The 16,668-nt window shown below is 68.9% G+C and carries 17 protein-coding genes; 10 read left to right on the top strand and 7 right to left on the bottom strand.

The features are described from left to right. Nucleotides 1-493: 493 nt before the first annotated feature. The gene (dnaA, locus tag JWR33_RS05125; RefSeq protein WP_297409997.1) at nucleotides 494-1,924 is read right to left on the bottom strand and encodes a chromosomal replication initiator protein DnaA; all 1,431 of its coding nucleotides are present in this window, start codon (nucleotides 1,922-1,924) and stop codon (nucleotides 494-496) included. A gap of 351 nt (nucleotides 1,925-2,275) precedes the next feature. On the opposite strand from dnaA, the gene rpmH reads away from it, so the two are divergent. Genes rpmH through JWR33_RS05165 form a run of 8 tightly spaced genes read left to right on the top strand, consistent with a single transcriptional unit; the run spans nucleotide 2,276 to nucleotide 7,087 of the window. Beyond that, the gene (gene rpmH, locus JWR33_RS05130; RefSeq protein WP_121659099.1) at nucleotides 2,276-2,413 is read left to right on the top strand and encodes a 50S ribosomal protein L34; all 138 of its coding nucleotides are present in this window, start codon (nucleotides 2,276-2,278) and stop codon (nucleotides 2,411-2,413) included. Next, nucleotides 2,414-2,743, top strand: coding sequence for a ribonuclease P protein component (gene rnpA, locus JWR33_RS05135; RefSeq protein WP_297409998.1), 330 nt, complete (start codon nucleotides 2,414-2,416; stop codon nucleotides 2,741-2,743). Continuing rightward, on the top strand, nucleotides 2,740-3,078 hold the full coding sequence (gene yidD / locus JWR33_RS05140) for a membrane protein insertion efficiency factor YidD (RefSeq protein ID WP_297409999.1): 339 nt from the start codon (nucleotides 2,740-2,742) through the stop codon (nucleotides 3,076-3,078). Before rnpA ends, yidD begins: the two co-directional genes overlap by 4 nt. A gap of 4 nt (nucleotides 3,079-3,082) precedes the next feature. After that, a complete protein-coding gene (yidC, locus tag JWR33_RS05145; RefSeq protein WP_297410001.1) occupies nucleotides 3,083-4,060 on the top strand; it encodes a membrane protein insertase YidC in 978 nt (325 codons plus the stop codon). Further along, nucleotides 4,057-4,536: a R3H domain-containing nucleic acid-binding protein gene (locus tag JWR33_RS05150; protein WP_297410003.1), complete on the top strand. Its 480-nt coding sequence runs from the start codon at nucleotides 4,057-4,059 to the stop codon at nucleotides 4,534-4,536. The genes yidC and JWR33_RS05150 overlap by 4 nt, the downstream gene beginning before the upstream one ends. Further along, on the top strand, nucleotides 4,533-5,165 hold the full coding sequence (gene rsmG / locus JWR33_RS05155) for a 16S rRNA (guanine(527)-N(7))-methyltransferase RsmG (RefSeq protein ID WP_297410005.1): 633 nt from the start codon (nucleotides 4,533-4,535) through the stop codon (nucleotides 5,163-5,165). The genes JWR33_RS05150 and rsmG overlap by 4 nt, the downstream gene beginning before the upstream one ends. Before the next feature lie 60 nt (nucleotides 5,166-5,225). Further along, nucleotides 5,226-6,134, top strand: a complete 909-nt coding sequence (locus JWR33_RS05160) for an AAA family ATPase (RefSeq protein ID WP_297410006.1) — start codon at nucleotides 5,226-5,228, stop codon at nucleotides 6,132-6,134. Continuing rightward, nucleotides 6,134-7,087 carry a ParB/RepB/Spo0J family partition protein gene (locus JWR33_RS05165; RefSeq protein ID WP_297410008.1) on the top strand — a complete coding sequence of 318 codons (954 nt, stop codon included), beginning with the start codon at nucleotides 6,134-6,136 and terminating at the stop codon, nucleotides 7,085-7,087. Before JWR33_RS05160 ends, JWR33_RS05165 begins: the two co-directional genes overlap by 1 nt. On the opposite strand, the gene JWR33_RS05170 is transcribed toward JWR33_RS05165, so the two are convergent. From JWR33_RS05170 to JWR33_RS05195, 6 genes are all read right to left on the bottom strand, one after another. Next, nucleotides 7,088-8,044: a D-alanine--D-alanine ligase gene (locus tag JWR33_RS05170; protein WP_297410011.1), complete on the bottom strand. Its 957-nt coding sequence runs from the start codon at nucleotides 8,042-8,044 to the stop codon at nucleotides 7,088-7,090. 14 nt (nucleotides 8,045-8,058) lie between these two features. Next, the gene (locus JWR33_RS05175; RefSeq protein ID WP_297410013.1) at nucleotides 8,059-9,375 is read right to left on the bottom strand and encodes a PLP-dependent aminotransferase family protein; all 1,317 of its coding nucleotides are present in this window, start codon (nucleotides 9,373-9,375) and stop codon (nucleotides 8,059-8,061) included. 100 nt (nucleotides 9,376-9,475) lie between these two features. Beyond that, on the bottom strand, nucleotides 9,476-9,802 hold the full coding sequence (gene trxA, locus JWR33_RS05180) for a thioredoxin (RefSeq protein ID WP_297410015.1): 327 nt from the start codon (nucleotides 9,800-9,802) through the stop codon (nucleotides 9,476-9,478). Between the two features lie 36 nt (nucleotides 9,803-9,838). After that, entirely contained in the window at nucleotides 9,839-10,861 is a 1,023-nt protein-coding gene (trxB, locus tag JWR33_RS05185; RefSeq protein WP_297410016.1) for a thioredoxin-disulfide reductase, read from the bottom strand. 100 nt (nucleotides 10,862-10,961) lie between these two features. Continuing rightward, entirely contained in the window at nucleotides 10,962-12,578 is a 1,617-nt protein-coding gene (locus tag JWR33_RS05190; protein ID WP_297410017.1) for a lipid II flippase MurJ, read from the bottom strand. After that, on the bottom strand, nucleotides 12,575-14,638 hold the full coding sequence (locus tag JWR33_RS05195; protein WP_297410018.1) for a DUF6049 family protein: 2,064 nt from the start codon (nucleotides 14,636-14,638) through the stop codon (nucleotides 12,575-12,577). Before JWR33_RS05195 ends, JWR33_RS05190 begins: the two co-directional genes overlap by 4 nt. A 117-nt stretch (nucleotides 14,639-14,755) precedes the next feature. On the opposite strand from JWR33_RS05195, the gene JWR33_RS05200 reads away from it, so the two are divergent. After that, on the top strand, nucleotides 14,756-16,207 hold the full coding sequence (locus tag JWR33_RS05200) for a CCA tRNA nucleotidyltransferase (protein WP_297410019.1): 1,452 nt from the start codon (nucleotides 14,756-14,758) through the stop codon (nucleotides 16,205-16,207). Nucleotides 16,208-16,318: 111 nt separating this feature from the next. Beyond that, the gene (gene rpsF, locus JWR33_RS05205; protein WP_297410114.1) at nucleotides 16,319-16,666 is read left to right on the top strand and encodes a 30S ribosomal protein S6; all 348 of its coding nucleotides are present in this window, start codon (nucleotides 16,319-16,321) and stop codon (nucleotides 16,664-16,666) included. The last annotated feature ends 2 nt before the right edge of the window (nucleotides 16,667-16,668 follow it).

Below are 16,668 nucleotides of genomic sequence, written 5' to 3' on the forward strand. Positions count from 1 at the left end.
GCGTCGTCCCGTCCCCTCCCCAAGAGGTTGTCGAGGAGAGAGATAGAGAAGGAAGTTCTTTAATCTCATTAACGGGTGTGGAAGGTGTGAGTAACCTCCCGGCCGCCAGTGCAGCACTGGGAACTACAACGGTGCAAGATGTGTGACCCGTGTGGGGGACACCGCCGAAAAGGTGCAACCCGTCCAGGGGTGGCCGACCCTCTTCTCACACCTCCTCCGGAGCTCTCCCCAGCCTGAGGGTGTGTTCCCCGACTTGTCCACAACTTCTGCACAGTCTGTGCAGAACGCGCAGCGGCGGGGATATCCGTCCACAGCGCTGTCCAGAGTGGGGAGAACCGGCAGGCTGCGCCGCTTCTGCGCTCACCGCCACCCGCTCCTGCCGAGCAGGCAGGACGCCGGCCGCCGTGGGAACAGGGCCAGGACCGGCTGCTCAGGGCCGGAGGGCCTGCTGAGCGTTCGGATGGGGGCTTCCAGCACGGACGAGCCCGACGGCTCAGCTGCGCGAGTAGCGGTGGTTCTGCTTGATGCGGCTGGTCAGCTCGGTGACCTGGTTGTAGATCGAGCGGCGCTCCTTCATGAGCTCGCTGATCTTCTTGTTCGCATACATCACGGTGGTGTGGTCGCGGTTGCCGAACAGCTGGCCGATCTTCGGCAGAGACAGGTTCGTGAGCTCCCGGCAGAGGTACATGGCGATCTGCCGGGCGGACGCGATCGCCTGGGACCGAGATGCGCCGTAGAGGTCGTCGACGCTGAGCTTGAAGTAGTCCGCGGTGTGATTGATGATGTCGACCGGCGCGATCACGTTGTCCTGGTCGAGCGTGATCAGGTCCTTCAGCACGGTCTGCACAAGCCCCATGTCGACCGGGGTGCGGTTGAGGCTCGCGAAGGCGGTCACCCGGATCAGGGTGCCCTCGAGCTCCCGGATGTTGCTCGACACCTTCGAGGCCATGAACTCCAGGATGTCGTCGGGCACCTGGAGCTTGTCGTTCTGAGCGCGCTTGCGCAGGATCGCGATGCGGGTCTCGAGGTCGGGCGCCTGCACATCGGTGATGAGGCCCCACTCGAAGCGGGATCGCATCCGGTCCTCGAAGCCCGTCAGCTGCTTGGGCTGGAGGTCGCTCGTGATGACCACCTGCTTGTTGTGGTCGTGCAGGGTGTTGAAGGTGTGGAAGAAGGCCTCCTGCGTGGAGTCCTTGCCCTGCAGGAACTGGATGTCATCGATCAGCAGCACATCGATGTCGCGGTACCGTGCCTGGAAGACCGAGGACCGGTTCGACGCGATCGAATTGATGAAGTCGTTGGTGAACTCCTCCGAGCTCACGTAGCGCACCCGGATGCCGGGGTACAGGCTCATCGCGTAGTGGCCGATCGCGTGCAGCAGGTGGGTCTTGCCGAGCCCGGACTGACCGTAGATGAAGAGCGGGTTGTAGGCCTTGGCCGGCGTCTCCGCCACGGCGACGGCTGCCGCGTGGGCGAACCGGTTGGAGGCGCCGATCACGAAGTTGTCGAAGCTGTACTTGGGGTTGAGGCGAGTGTCCGCCCGGGACCCCGCCTCGACGGGCTGCGGTGCGGGGGTGTCGATGTAGGCCGGCGCGGCCGGGGTCGTGGTCTCCAGCTGGACCGGCTCCGGTGCCACCGCGACGGGCGCATCTTCGATGTCGGGATTCACCACGATCGCGAAGTTGGCGATCTCGAGTTCCGGATCGAGTGAGCCGATGGCGCTCAGAAGCGGGATCCGCATGCGCTGCTCGAGCATGCCGCGGGTGAAGTCGTTGGGGACCTCGAGATACATCGTTCCGGCCATGACGCCCTTGGGCTCGACCAGACTGACGAATCCCCGCATCTGCGGTGTGATGCGCTCGTCGTCGTTGAGCGCCGACACCACGGACTGCCAGATCTCTCTGGTCTGTGCCGCCTCTGCCATTGCGCCTCTGTCAGCTCTACCGGGTCCCCCGGTCTCGGGCGAGAAGATCGCCGTGCCCCGAACAGAACGTTACGCCGCTGTGCGCGTGCAGGCGGCGGCTGGTTGCTCACCGTAATGACAGGGCGAAACGTAAATCAAATCCCCACGGGAGAATATCCGCAGGAGGACCCTTCTGCAGGTCCTCTGCACAGGCCGTCGGCGAATCTTCGTCGGCGGGAGCGCGCCGAGAGACATCCGCGTTTGACCGGGGGCCGTCTCCCGCGTATTTTTAGACAGTTGTCCCGCGGCCACTCTGCCGCGAAGCGCCGGCCTTCGTCGCAGGCACGCCATCTTCTCCCTCGGAGCACACTCATGAGCAAGCGAACCTTCCAGCCGAACAACCGCCGTCGCGCCAAGGTGCACGGCTTCCGCCTGCGCATGCGCACCCGCGCCGGTCGCGCCATCCTGTCCGCTCGCCGCGGAAAGGGCCGCACCGAGCTCTCCGCGTAGGTGCTTCCCCGGGCGCACCGCGTGGTGAGCGGATCGGACTACCGCCGGATCTCCCGCAAGGGCCGCCGGGTGTCTGGACGCGTGGCCATCGTGTACCTGGATCGCGAGCAGGCCGGCGAGCCCGCCCGCTTCGGCTTCATCGTGAGCCGGGCGGTCGGCGGAGCCGTGCAGCGCAACCGCGTGCGACGGCGGCTGAAGGCGGTCTGCTTCGCGCTCCTCGGCGATGCGCCGGCGCGCAGCGTGGTCATCCGCGCACTGCCGGCCGCCGCGACGGCGCCCTGGTCGGAACTCCGCGATGAAGTGACAAAGGCGGTCCTGACCAGGCGATGAATCTTCTCCGCTTCGTGCTTCTCCTGCCCCGCAACGTCGCGGTCGTCCTCCTGCGCGCCTATCGCACAGTAGTTTCCCCGCTCTACGGCGACGTGTGCCGGTACTATCCCTCCTGTTCGCGCTACGGTCTCGAGGCCGTCCAAGAACACGGAGTGGTGGTCGGAGGGGCGCTCACCGCTGCGCGCATCTGCCGCTGCCACCCGTGGGCGGCCGGTGGGGTCGACGATGTTCCGCATCGTTCCCGTCGCCCCCATCGCATCACGAGTTTCGGATTCGTCGTGGCCGGCCCTTCCCAGGGCCGCTCCCCGGTTCTCGCCAACAACGGAAAGGTCTGACTCGGTGGACATCATCGGCACCATCCTCTGGCCGATCAAGTGGGTCATCGAGCTCATCCTCGTGTCCTTCCACACCCTGTGGTCGACGCTGGGAATGGACCCCGACGCGGGAATCACCTGGGTCCTCTCGATCGTCGGCCTCGTGCTGCTCGTTCGCGCCGCCCTCATCCCGATCTTCGTCCGGCAGATCCGCAGCCAGCGGAAGATGCTCGAGGTCGCTCCGCAGCTGAAGAAGATCCAGGACAAGTACAAGGGCAAGCGCGATCAGTTCTCCCGTGAGGCGATGTCCCGCGAGACGATGGAGCTGTACCGGCGCACGGGGACGAACCCGCTGAGCTCCTGCCTTCCCCTGCTGATCCAGATGCCGATCTTCTTCGGCCTGTTCTCCGTGCTGAACGGCGCACAGAACGACAGCCGGGGCGTCGGTCAGCTCACTGCCTCGCTGGCGGACTCCTTCGCCAACTCCGAGCTCTTCGGCGCTCCCCTGCGCTCCACCTTCATCGGCGAGTTCAACCTGCTCACCTCGGGCTCCGACGGCAACGTGCTCGTGATGATCATCGCGGCGACGATGGTCGTCCTGATGACCGCGTCCCAGTTCGTGACGCAGCTGCAGATCATGGCGAAGAACATGTCGCCAGAGGCCAAGAACAGCCCGATGTTCAAGCAGCAGCGGATACTGCTGTACATCCTTCCCCTGGTGTTCGCCTTCTCGGGCGTCGCCTTCCCCCTCGGCGTCATGTTCTACTGGCTCACGTCCAACGCCTGGACGATGGTCCAGCAGTTCCTCGTCATCCGGAACATGCCCACGCCGGGCAGCGAGGCCGCGAAGGCCCGTGAGGCCCGCCTGGCGAAGAAGGGCAGGCTTCCCGATCAGCAGCCGCCGCTCGAGGGGGCACCCACCGCTGAGGAGGCGAAGCGCGTCACGCAGCGCCAGCAGCCCGTGAACAAGAACCGAGCCAAGAAGTCCGGGAGCAAGCGATGACGGAGACCCCCGCCGAAGAGGTGGCAACCCTGGATGAGGGCGATGTCGCCGCGGACTATATCGAGGAGTTCCTCGATATCTGCGACCTGGACGGTGACATCGACATCGAGAGCGCCGGCGGGCGCACGCAGATCTCGGTGACGGCGTCCTCGGACAGCAACCTGCGCGTGCTCTCGAACCCCGAGGCGGTTGCGGCGTTGCAGGAGCTCACCCGACTCGCGGTGCAGGTGCGCACCGGCGAGTTCTCCCGGCTGATCCTCGATGTGGGCGGAAGCCGTGAAGTGCGCCAGCAGGAGCTCAGTGAGCTGGTGGACGCCGCCGTCGCGGCACTGGATGCCGGCGCGGTGCGCTTCCCGCTCGAGCCGATGTCGTCCTACGAGCGGAAGATCGTGCATGACCTCGCCGGAGAGCGCGGCCTCACCTCCGAGTCCGAGGGCGAAGGGCGCGACCGGCACACGGTGCTCTCCCGCGCGTGACCGTTCCACGTGAAACCGAGCACGAGCCGGCGATCGCGGCGCAGCTCTTCGGGAACCGGATCGACCTCGCGCGCGCCTACACGGGCGATCTGGCCGAGCGCGGCGAGGAGCTCGGACTCATCGGTCCGCTCGAACTCCCGCGGCTCTGGACGCGGCACGTGCTCAACTCGGTGCTCCTTGCTCCTCTCATGGCTGGCAGAGTCGGTGACGTCGGCAGCGGCGCCGGCCTTCCCGGACTCGTCCTCGCGATCGCCCGGCCCGATGTCGAGTTCGTGCTCATCGAGCCCATGGAGCGCCGGGTGCGCTGGCTGCAGGAGCAGGTGAACCGCCTGAGTCTGGCCAATGTGACCGTGGTGAACACCCGGGCAGAAGAGGCGCCATATCCGCGGCAGCTCGATCAGGTGACGGCGAGGGCCGTCGGCGCGCTCTCGAAGCTCATCCCCCTCACCGCGCGGCTGGTTCGCCCGGACGGGGAGCTGCTGCTGCTCAAGGGAGCGAATGTGGCCGTGGAGGCGGAAAAGGCGACTCGGGCCATCGCCCGGGGGAAGCTGACGGATGTGCGAGTGGAAGAGCTCGGCGTCGGTATGGCGACCGAGGTGACCCGGGTCTTCCGGGCTAGAGTGCAGTGACTCCTGGCGAGCACTCTCCCGCCCCATGGCCCTCCCGGTCTCCTTCTCGGAAGGTTCCACGTGAAACAGAATGATGCGCCGTCGGTGACGGCCCAGTTCGACTCCTCCACTCCCCTCGCTCGTGAGCTCGCGGACATCACTCGGCGCCGGCATGCACTCGACACCAGTCGCCTCCCGCGCCCCGCGGAGACGCGCATCTTCACCGTCGCCAACCAGAAGGGCGGCGTGGGCAAGACGACCACCACCGTCAATCTCTCGGCCGCGCTCGCGCGCGCCGGAGCCAAGGTGCTGGTGATCGATCTCGATCCGCAGGGCAATGCGTCCACCGCACTGGGGGTGGAGCACCGCGCTGACACTGTGAGCGTCTACGACGTGATCGTCGGGAACGCCGCGATGGAGGAGGTGGTGCAGTCCAGCCCCGAGTTCCCGACCCTGTACTGCGTCCCCGCGACGATCCACCTCGCCGGCGCGGAGATCGAGCTGGTGTCGCTCGTGGCACGCGAGCAGCGCCTGCGCACCGCGCTCAACGAGTTCCTCGCCCTCGGTGACGGCTTCGACTACGTCTTCATCGACTGCCCGCCGTCGCTGGGACTGCTGACCATCAACGCATTCGTCGCGGCGCGGGAGGTCCTCATCCCCATCCAGTGCGAGTACTACGCACTGGAGGGTCTCAGCCAGCTCCTCCGCAACATCGAGCTCATCGAGAAGCACCTCAATCCGCAGCTGCGGGTCTCCACAATCCTGCTCACCATGTACGACGGCCGGACCAACCTGGCCAACCAGGTGGCGCAGGATGTGCGCACGCACTTCCCGGTCGAGACGCTCAAGACCCTGATTCCACGCTCTGTGCGCATCTCTGAGGCGCCCGGCTACGGCCAGAGCGTGATCAGCTACGACACCAATTCACCCGGCTCGCTCTCCTACCTCGAGGCCGCTGCCGAGATCGCACAGCGAGGGGCACAGAACTGATGGCGACGCCGAAGCGAACCGGCCTGGGACGAGGCATCGGAGCCCTCATCCCCATCGTGGACGAAGGGGCTGCGCGGCCGGTCGACGTGTTCTTCCCCAACGGCGGCTCTGAGGCGCCCGTGGATGGCCTGGTCGCTGTTCCCGGTGCTCGGCTCGCGAGCATCTCGCTCGACGACATCGTTCCGAACCCCCAGCAGCCCCGCAAGGAGTTCGTGCCCGAGGCGCTGGACGAGCTGGTGGTGTCGATCCGCGAGAACGGTGTGCTGCAGCCCATCGTGGTGCGCCCCGCGCCTCCCGGTTCCGGTGCGAAGTACGAGCTGGTCATGGGCGAGCGCCGCCTGCGTGCCAGCAAGCGCGCGGGCATGTCGACCATCCCCGCCGTCATCAAGGAGACCGCGGATGACGCGATGCTCCAGGACGCGCTCCTCGAGAACCTCCATCGCTCCCAGCTGAACCCCCTGGAGGAGGCGTCCGCATACCAGCAGCTGCTCTCCGACTTCGGCATCACCCACGAGCAGCTCGCCACCCGGATCGGCCGCTCACGACCCCAGATCAGCAACACCATCCGGCTGCTGAAGCTCCCGACTCCCGTGCAGAACCGCGTTGCGTCGGGCGTGCTCTCCGCCGGGCATGCTCGAGCCATCCTCGCCCTCACCGACGAGGAGGAGATGCAGCGGCTGGCCGACAAGATTGTCAACGAGGACCTCTCCGTGCGAGCTGCGGAGGCGATCGCGAGCCAGGGGGCGACCGCCCGCAAGCCCAAGCCGGCCTCAGGACGCCGTCATGAGCAGCTGGACGAGATCGCCGAGCGACTGGGGAACCGGCTCGACACCCGGGTCAAGGTCACGCTGGGCGCGAGCAAGGGCCAGGTCCTCATCGACTTCGCGACGATCGCGGACCTCAACCGCATCCTGGGCGAGCTGGGTGACGAAGGGTTCGCCGGCCCGCACTGATCAGACCCCGTCGGCGATGGCGCGGCGGGCGAGGGCCGCATAGACCTCGCCCAGGTTCCTCCCGTCGGCGAGGATGCCCTGGGGAAGCAGCGAGGTCTCGGTGAGGCCGGGCAGCACGTTCACCTCGAGGAACCATGGCGTCCCGTCCTCGTCGACGATGATGTCCACCCGGGACAGGTGGCGCAGCCCGAGCGCGCGGTGCGCGAGCACGGCAAGCTCTGCGGCGCGGTCGGCGACCTCGTGATCGAGCCGGGCTGGCGCGTAGAACCGCGTCTCGCCCGCGTTGTAGCGCGCACCGAAGTCGTAGTCGCCGTCCTCGGGCACGATTTCGACCGCCGGAAGCGCCGTCGGACCTTCTCCGAGATCCAGAACGCCCACCGCGATCTCGGTTCCGCGCACGAAGTGCTCGACGAGGGCGTCGTCGCCGTAGGTGTAGGCGTCCACCATGGCCCGCGGCAGCTGCTCCGCCTCGCGCACGATGCTCACCCCCTGAGCCGAGCCGCCTCGCGCAGGCTTCACCACGAGGGGCAGGGGCATGGCGTTCCGCACCGTCTCGAGCACGGCCGGCGCACCGAGCTCCCGGAAGGTCTCGCGCGAGAGGGCGATCCCCCGCGGGGTGACGCCGCCCGCGTTCGCGATCAGTGTCTTGGCGACCGGCTTGTCCCAGGCCAGTCGTGCGGCGCGGTAGTCGGAGCCGACGAAGGGCACTCCCGTGCTGCCGAGCAGCGCACGGAGCGCGCCGTCCTCCCCCGACGCGCCATGCAGCGCCGGCCACACGACGTCCGGCGGCGCCTCTGCGAGGCCGGAGAGCAGAGTGGCGTCCGGCTCGCTGATGGTGACCTGCCAGCCCTGATCCGCCAGGGCGTCGGCCACCCGTCGACCGGAGCGGAGGGAGATGTCACGTTCGTGCGAGATACCGCCGGCAAGCACGAGCACAGAAGAGGAGTGGCTGGTCATCGTGTCCTTTTGCGTCAGTCGAGGTCGGGCGGCGGGCTGTCGACCCGTCGGCGCGGGCGTCGGGAGGCGAGTGGTCCCGTGCCGGAGAACGTGTCGAGCAGGTCGAGCTCGCCGCCGACGACGGTGGCCAGCCGCCGGATGCCGACACGGATGCTCTCGGGGGTGGGATGGCAGAAGGACAGCCGCATGAAGTTGCGGCCCGTGCCGTCCGCAAAGAAGGCGGTGCCCGGCGTGTAGGCGACGAGCTCGGTCACCGCGCGCGGAAGCATCTGCTTGGAGTCCAGTCCGGGAGGCAGGCCCACCCACACGTAGAAGCCGCCGTCCGGCACGGTCCAGCTCAGTTCCGGCAGGTGCTCCGCCAGCGCACCGATCATGGCGTCCCTGCGCTCTCGGTACGAGTTCCGGAAGGTGCCGATCTGGGACCGCCAGTCCGCGGTGTCCAGGTACTCGCTGACGATCAGCTGTGCGAAGGAGCTCGGCGAGAGGATCGCCGACTCGGCGGCCAGCACGAGCTTCTCCCGGATCGCATGGGGAGCGACGGCCCACCCCACGCGGAAGCCCGGGGCAAGCGTCTTCGAGAACGAGCCCAGATACACGACTCCCGCTGCGTCGAGGGTGCGCAGCGGCGGCGGCGGAGGGGCACCGAAGTAGAGGAGGCCGTAGGGGTTGTCCTCGACGATGAGGATGCCGGCCGACTGGCAGATGTCCAGGATCTCCGGCCGCCGAGCAGCACTGAGGGTGACCCCGGCGGGGTTGTGGAAGGTCGGCACGGTGTAGAGGAACTTGATCGCGCTCCCCGCTGCCCGCTCCGCGGCGATCGCCGCACGCAAGGCCTCCGGCACGAGCCCCTCGTCGTCGGTCCCGACGTGGACGGTGCGCGCCTGATACGAGCGGAACACGCCGATGGCCCCCACATAGCTGGGCGCCTCCGCGAGGACCACATCGCCCGGGTCGAGGAACAGCTTGGCGACCAGGTCGATGGCCTGCTGCGATCCCGTGGTCGTGACCACGTCGTCCACGCTCGCCGAGATGCCCTCCTCCCCCATCACCCGCAGGATGTTCTCCCGCAGTGCGGGAACTCCCTGCCCGGAGCCGTACTGCAGCGCGGTCGGCCCGTTGGTGGTCATCACCCGGTCGAAGGCGCTTCTGATCAGGTTCTCCGGCAGAGCGGAGACGTTCGGCATGCCCCCGGCGAGGGAGACCACTTCCGGGCGGGATGCCACGGCGAAGAGTGCCCGCACCTCGGATGCGCTCAGCCCTGAGGTGCGCTCGGCGTAGGAGGGAAACCAGGGATCGAGGTTGTTGCCCCTGGTCTGCTGCTGTCCTGACACGAATCCTTCTCCCGGCGAGCGTTCCGCTCCACCCTAGTAAGACAGAAAGAAAGGACCCGCCCGGCTGATGCCGAGCGGGTCCGGAAATATCCTTCCTCGCTCAGGCGAGGAATGCTGCCAATTCGTGCTCGAGAGCCTGCTTGGGCTTGGCGCCGATGACGGACTTGACGACCTCGCCACCGCGGTAGACCTTCATCGCGGGAATCGACGTGATGTGGTACTTCGCCGCCGTCTCGGGGTTCTCGTCCACGTTCAGCTTGACGATCTCGATCTTGTCGCCGTTCTCACTGGCGATCTGCTCGAGCACAGGACCCACTGCCCGGCAGGGCGCGCACCACTCGGCCCAGAAGTCGACCAGCACCGGCTTGTCGGACGCGAGCACATCCTGCGCGAACGTCGCATCGGTGACCTGCTTGAGGTTGGACATGTGTCTCCTTGTGTCTGTGCCAGTGTACTGGCGCGGTCAGTTCTGCCCGACGAGCTCGCCGTCGGTGTCCACCGTGCTGCCCGACACGGGCGCGGACCCGGGCTCGACATGTCCGATGGCCGGCCGAAGCACCTCTCCGGGAAGCGAGGCGAGGAAGTGCTCGGCGTCGAGCGCGGCGACGGTGCCTGAGGCCGCCGCGGTGACGGCCTGGCGATAGGTCGGGTCGATCACGTCGCCCGCCGCGAAGACCCCCGGCAGGTTGGTCCGGGAGCTGCGACCCTCGACCGCGAGAGTGCCCTCCTCGGTGAGGTCGAGCTGACCGTGGAAGAGGTGCACGCGGGGGTCGTTGCCGACGGCGATGAAGAGGCCGGTGAGCTCCACCTCACGCTCCGCGCCGGTCACGGTGTCGCGCACGGTGATGCCCGTCACGAGCTCCTCGCCGTGGATCGCGGCGACCTCGCTGTTCCAGAGGAACTCGATCTTGGGGTTGTCGAAGGCCCGCTGCTGCATGATCTTCGATGCGCGGAGCGTGTCGCGACGGTGCAGGACGTAGACCTTGTCGGCGAACCGCGTGAGGAAGGTCGCCTCCTCCATCGCGGAGTCCCCTCCGCCGACGACGGCGACGATGCGCTTGCGGAAGAAGGCGCCGTCGCAGGTGGCGCACCAGGAGACGCCGTAGCCGCTCAGCCGGTCCTCGTCGGCGATCCCGAGCTTGCGGTAGGCGGATCCGGTGGTGACCACCACGGAGAGCGCCTCGTGCACGGTTCCGGAGCCCAGGGTCACGCGCTTGACGTTTCCGGTGAGATCCACCTCGGTGACGTCGTCGTAGACGACCTCGGTGCCGAACCGCTCAGCCTGCAGGCGCATCTTGTCCATCAGGTCGGGGCCCATGATCCCCTCCGGGAAGCCGGGGAAGTTCTCGACCTCGGTGGTGTTCATCAGCTCGCCGCCCGCTTCGACCGAGCTGGCGATCAGCAGCGGCTCGAGCTCGGCCCTGGCCGCATAGATCGCGGCCGTGTATCCGGCAGGACCGGACCCGATGATGATCATCTGACGCACAGGAGAGCTCCTCAGCTGTCTCGGGCAACGCGGCGAGATCGTCGCACCCGTACGGGATCAACACATCCTAGCTCCGGCCTATTCCGGAGCCCGGGGAGGGTCAGTGCCGTTTCGAGCGGTCGAGCAGAGGCGCGAGGAGGGCCCTCAGATCGGGTGAGCGCAGCGCCAGCAGGCCCCCGAGGTAGACCACGGACATGGCTCCCCCGATGACCGCGATCGAGAGCACCGCGGGTGCGATCCCGGACAGGGCGAAGCCGCCCGGGGCGGTGCCGCCCAGCAGGATCAGCAGCACGGCGCCCACGACGCACGCGGGCAGGACCGCGATCAGGTCGCGGAGAAGCGCCCGCCCCACGCCGGCGCCGGCGCCGGGGCCGATGCGCCGGGCGAGAAGGGCCGCTGCGACGAGCAGCTGCACGGTTCCGGCGGCTGATACCACCGCGGCGATGCCCACGGCGATGCGGTCGGCGGGAAGGAGCGAGCAGGCCAGGACACCGCCGATCACGAGCAGCGACTGCAGCAGGGTGAAGACGAACGGGGTCCTGGTGTCGCCGAGGGCATAGAAGGCACGCTGCACGACGAAGAGGAGACAGAACGGCACGAGGCCGAGCAGATAGGCGATGATCACCGCTGCCAGCTGCTGGACGTCGTCGTACCCGGTTGCGATGAACACCCGGGCGAACGCGGGTGCGACCACGATGAGAGCCGCCGCGGCGAGCAGGATGGCGAGCAGCACCCCCCGCAGCACCGAACTGATGTCCGTCTTGAGAGCCCGCAGGTCGTCGCGGGCGGCGTGCTCGCTCATGCTCGTGTAGAAGACCGTGACGATCGACACGGTGATCACGGAGTGCGGAAGCATGAAGATGAGCCAGGCGTTCGTCAGCGCGAAGACGCTCGCGCTCTCGCTGCCCGCCCTGGTCGCCACGTTGGTCTCGATGAGCCCGGCGACCTGTCCGATGAGGAGCATGGCGAAGGTCCAGCCGGCGGCCTTGCCCGCAATGCCGAGGCCGACCCCCCGCCACCGGAAGTCGGGCCGGAAGCGCAGGCCGACTCTGCGCCAGAACAGGAAGAGCAGCAGCGCCTGCGCCGCCAGACCGAGGGTGTTGCCGCCGGCGAACAGTGCCACCATGCCCGGCGACCAGTCCTCGAACCGGCGGTCCGCGCTGCCGCCGAACAGCGCCAGGAAGGTGCCCACCGACGCGATGCCGACGATGTTGTTGGCGACCGGCGCCCAGGTGAACGGCCCGAAGGCTCGTCGTGCGTTCAACACCTCGCCGAGCAGCGCATACATGCCGAGGAAGAAGACCTGCGGAAGGCACCAGTAGGCGAAGGCGATGGCGAGGTCGCGGTCGAAGCTCGCGGCGCTGCGCAGCGAGAAGAGCTGGACGAGTGCCGGGGCCGCGAGCGTCGCGGCGACCGCGACCGCCGCGAACCCGGTGAGGCCCAGCGTGACGAGCTTGTTGATGTACGCGTTGCCGCCGTCGGCCGCGGAGCTGGCGCGCACGATCTGGGGGACGAGGATCGCGCTGAGCAGCCCGCCGCCGATGATGGCGTAGATGCTGTTCGGCACGATGGTGGCCACGGCGAAGGCGTTTCCGCTCGTGGAGATGACGCCGCCGAGGGCCTGCGCGATCACGATGGCCTTCACGAAGCCGAGGACGCGGGAGACGACCGTGCCGGATGCGAGGAGCGCGCTCGCCCTGCCGATGCCGCCGCTCATGATTCGTCGACCGCCGGGCGGGCGGCCTTCCTGCGGCGCCGGATGTTGCGGAACAGGCCGAAGCCGAACAGGACCACGACCAGTCCCACCACGACGGTGGTTCCCGCGGCCTCCCACTCCGCCTGCACATCGAGGGGGATGACGACGGAGGAGCCGATCCGCTTTCCGGTCTCGGGACTGGAGGCGGTGACCTGCAGATCGACTCGGCCGTTGGCGATGAACCGGGCAGGCAGGGAGAAGCGCGTGCTGGCGCCCGCGTCCACCGTCGCGGTGGCCGGGCTCACGAGGATGCGTCCGTTGCTCGGGCGCGCGGACAGCTTCACCGTGACGGGCAGGTCGAGCGAGTTCTGGACGAAGATGGGCACCGCGTCGGGGACTCCGACGAAGTTCACGTTGGTGCTGCTGATCGTGACCGCGCCCAGCACGTCCGTCGCGTAGTGCCGGTGCAGGTCCCTCGCCGCCGTGTCCCAGGCGTCCGGGAAGTCCAGCCACTGGGCGGAGAGCAGGGCCAGGAGGCGCAGGCGCTCCCGCCCGGTGAGCATCTGCGGCGTCTCAACGATGGTCGAGAAGTCGGCGATCCGCTCGTCGTCCTGGACGAGCGTGCCGGCCGCCTCGGCGCGGGCGTCCTTTCCCTTCGCCTTGCGGAGGGTGAGCTTCGCATCCTGGTCCGGCACGTCGTCGAGAGGGATGGCCGCGGCCCACGGCACCGACTGCAGCGCCCGCAGGGTGGGATCGAGACCGGAGGTGGAGTCCGGCCAGCCGCGGTCGAGGGCGACGACGACCGTCGTGCCGGCGGTTCCTGCGGAGGCCGCGAGCAGTGCGCCCAGGTCGGCTCGCGCCTGCGCCGCCTCCGCCTCGCCGGCCGAGAACGCGGCCGCGGAGGCCGCCGCGGAGAGCGCACTGTCGGAGACGAGCACCCGCTCCCCCTCGAGCTTCCCGGTCGGCCCCGAACCGCTCTGCGTCACCGAGTCGCTCGGCACGATGGCCCGGTCGTAGCCCGATGCGCCGACGAACTTCACGTCGCCCGGTCTCGCCCGGACGGGCCATGCGAGACCAGGGAGGTCGTAGTCCCAGGCCAGCAGCTCCTCGGTGCTCGGAAGGGTGCCGGGCGCCGGCGGCCCAGGCGTCGGGGCGGGGGTGCCGGTGGTCGCCGGGGACGGAGCCGCCTCTGCCGCCGGAGCCTGCGTGCCGGAGAAGTTGGCCTCGTCGAGTGCGCCTGCGAAGGAGATCGGGTCGAGCACCGCGGCGGCGCCCGCCTCCCGCTCCAATGAGATGTCCGAATCGGCATACGTCAGCGGGAAGACCGGGTTGGGTGCGGCCGCGAGGTCGGCGAGCCACAGCACGGCGCTCGGCGGGGCGGCGGTGCCGAGAGCCCGGATCGAAGCGAGAATCCGCGGGTCGATCGCCAGCGTGACCTGGCGGCCGGCGGCCGCGTCGAGCTTGCGCCGCAGCACTCCCTCCGGCGACGTGTATGCGGCCAGGGAGTCCGCGTCGAGCAGTCCGTCGGTGACGGACGGCGTGGTGAGCGGAAGGACCGCGGCCACGTCGACCACCGAAGGCGGGGCGCCGTCCGCCCAGACGAAGCCCGACTCCCCCGTGCCGAGCAGCGCGCCGCCTGCGGTCACCTCTGCCGCGAGCAGGTGAGCGCCCCACCCGGCGAACTCGAGCGCGCTGCCGAGGTCCTTCGACTTGAGCACGATGGTGACCTTCGCCGTTCCCCCGGCGGGCAGCTCCTGGGTCCGCGCTGCAGCGACCTCGGTGAGGGGGACCGCCGCAGGATCGTCGAGCGCGCTCTCGAGGGTCGGGCGGTCGAGACCTGCGGGACTGACGGACAGAGCGATGCGGCCCGCCGCCACGGGCTCGTTCCCGGGGTTCGTCAGGGTTGCGGAGATGGTGAGGTCCTCCCCCGGCCGGGCGATCCCGTTGCCCGCGGAGACGGAGACCGTGATCGGCTCGTCCGCCGCACGCGCCAGAGCCGGAAGCGCGAGGCCGTCCACGAGGGGTGCGGCCACGAACGCCGCCGCCAGCAGCACCCCGGCGGCTCGTCGCCTGCCCCTCATGCCGGATTCGCGGAGGTGCCTCTCGACCTCCGGGTTCCCATGGCGCGAGTCTACGGCGTGGCGCCGCGTCGCCCCTGGAGCCCGCTCGGTCGGGCGGCGCAACTAGCATGGACGACCATGGACAGCGCGGCGGCGGCCCTCGATCGCCTCGGCGCGATCGCCGCCTCGGCACCCGTCGCCCGGCTCGCCGCCGCCTTCGAGGCGGCCGGGGCAGAGCTGGCGCTCGTCGGCGGCCCCGTGCGCGACGCTTTCCTGTCCCGTACCGCCCTGGACCTCGACTTCACCACGGACGCGGACCCCGATCGGATCCTCCAGATCGTGCGGCCGATCGCCTCCGCGCACTGGGACGTGGGACGGGCCTTCGGTACGATCGGCGCGCGGATCGCCGGCGAGAAGGTGGAGATCACCACCTACCGCTCTGACGCGTACAGCACCGACTCCCGCAAGCCGGAGGTGCGCTTCGGCTCCACGCTCGAGGAGGACCTGGTCCGCCGCGACTTCACCGTGAACGCCATGGCGCTGCGGCTTCCTGCCCGTGTGCTCGTCGATCCGACGGGAGGGATCGCGGACCTCGTCGCCCGCCGTCTGCGCACCCCGCAGGCTCCGGAGATCTCCTTCTCCGATGACCCGCTGCGCATGCTCCGGGCCGCGCGCTTCACGGCGCAGCTCGGGTTCGAGCTGGACGGCGACGCCCGCCGGGCCATGACCGAGCTCGCCGGCCGGCTCGACATCGTGTCGGCGGAGCGGATGCGGGAGGAGCTCGCCCGCCTGATCCTCGCGCCGAATCCGCGCCCTGCGCTTGAGCTGCTCGTCGAGACGGGCATCGCGGACCTGATCCTCCCCGAGCTGCCCGCGCTCCGGCTCACGGTGGACACGGAGCACCGGCACAAGGACGTCTACCAGCACTCGCTCACGGTGCTCGACCAGACGATCGGGCTCGAGGAGGAGCGGAAGCGGCAGCCCGACCTGATCCTCCGGGTGGCCGCGCTGCTGCACGACATCGGCAAGCCGGCTACGCGCAGGTTCGAGCCGGGCGGGACGGTCACGTTCCACCATCACGACGCGGTGGGCGCGAAGCTCGCCCGGAAGCGGCTGAGGGCCCTCCGGTTCGACAACGACACCATCGCCGGAGTCGCGCATCTGATCGAGCTGCACCAGCGCTTCTTCGGCTACACCGAGGGCGTGTGGACCGACTCCGCGGTGCGGCGGTACGTGCGCGACGCCGACGGCTTCCTGGAGGAGCTGCACATCCTCACCCGCGCCGACGTGACGACCCGGAACCGCCGAAAGGCGGAGCGACTGGCGAAGGCCTACGACGACCTCGAGGCGAGGATCGCGGTGCTGGCGGAGCAGGAGGAGCTCGCCGCGGTGCGACCCGACCTCGACGGCGAGCAGATCATGGCGATCCTCGGCGTCCCCCCCGGCCCGGCCGTGGGGATCGCCTACCGGCATCTCCTCGAGCTCCGGCTCGACGAGGGGCCGCTCGGGCAGGACGAGGCCACTGCCCGCCTGCTCAGCTGGTGGGAGAGCGCGAAGGACGCCTTGCCGCAGCGTCGTCGCGACGGCTAAGCTGTTGCGGTTGTCCGGCGTGACCGGACGTGCACACACCCTCCTGCTGCAGAAGTCCTGCAGCCGTTCTAGTCCGAAGGAGGTGGGTCAGTGACGCACAAGTACGAACTCATGGTCATCCTCGACCCCGAGATCGACGAGCGCACGGTAGCCCCGAGCCTCGACAAGTTTCTCGGCGTCATCCGCAATGCGGGTGGGACGATCGACAACGTCGACATCTGGGGCCGTCGTCGCCTCGCCTACGAGATCAACAAGAAGACCGAGGGCATCTACGCCGTCGTGAATCTCACGTCGACCTCCGAGGCCGCGAAGGAGCTCGACCGGCAGCTCGGTCTCTCCGAGGCGGTCCTGCGCACCAAGGTGCTCCGCGCCGAGGAGGCCGTGGCTCGCGCCGAGGCCGAGCAGGCCGCAGCAGCCACGGCAGCCGCAGCGCCGGCACCCGCAGCGACAGGTCGCTGAGC

Source organism: Naasia sp., assembly GCF_025465545.1.
GTDB lineage: Bacteria > Actinomycetota > Actinomycetes > Actinomycetales > Microbacteriaceae > Naasia.

Coding starts and splice junctions, on each gene's coding strand:
- JWR33_RS05200 (WP_297410019.1), top strand. CDS start 14,756: ATGGACAGCGCGGCGGCGGCCCTCGATCGCCTCGGCGCGATCGCCGCC.
- JWR33_RS05170 (WP_297410011.1), bottom strand. CDS start 8,044: ATGACCAGCCACTCCTCTTCTGTGCTCGTGCTTGCCGGCGGTATCTCG.
- rpmH (WP_121659099.1), top strand. CDS start 2,276: ATGAGCAAGCGAACCTTCCAGCCGAACAACCGCCGTCGCGCCAAGGTG.
- trxA (WP_297410015.1), bottom strand. CDS start 9,802: ATGTCCAACCTCAAGCAGGTCACCGATGCGACGTTCGCGCAGGATGTG.
- dnaA (WP_297409997.1), bottom strand. CDS start 1,924: ATGGCAGAGGCGGCACAGACCAGAGAGATCTGGCAGTCCGTGGTGTCG.
- JWR33_RS05150 (WP_297410003.1), top strand. CDS start 4,057: ATGACGGAGACCCCCGCCGAAGAGGTGGCAACCCTGGATGAGGGCGAT.
- JWR33_RS05190 (WP_297410017.1), bottom strand. CDS start 12,578: ATGAGCGGCGGCATCGGCAGGGCGAGCGCGCTCCTCGCATCCGGCACG.
- yidD (WP_297409999.1), top strand. CDS start 2,740: ATGAATCTTCTCCGCTTCGTGCTTCTCCTGCCCCGCAACGTCGCGGTC.
- rpsF (WP_297410114.1), top strand. CDS start 16,319: ATGGTCATCCTCGACCCCGAGATCGACGAGCGCACGGTAGCCCCGAGC.
- JWR33_RS05165 (WP_297410008.1), top strand. CDS start 6,134: ATGGCGACGCCGAAGCGAACCGGCCTGGGACGAGGCATCGGAGCCCTC.
- JWR33_RS05195 (WP_297410018.1), bottom strand. CDS start 14,638: ATGAGGGGCAGGCGACGAGCCGCCGGGGTGCTGCTGGCGGCGGCGTTC.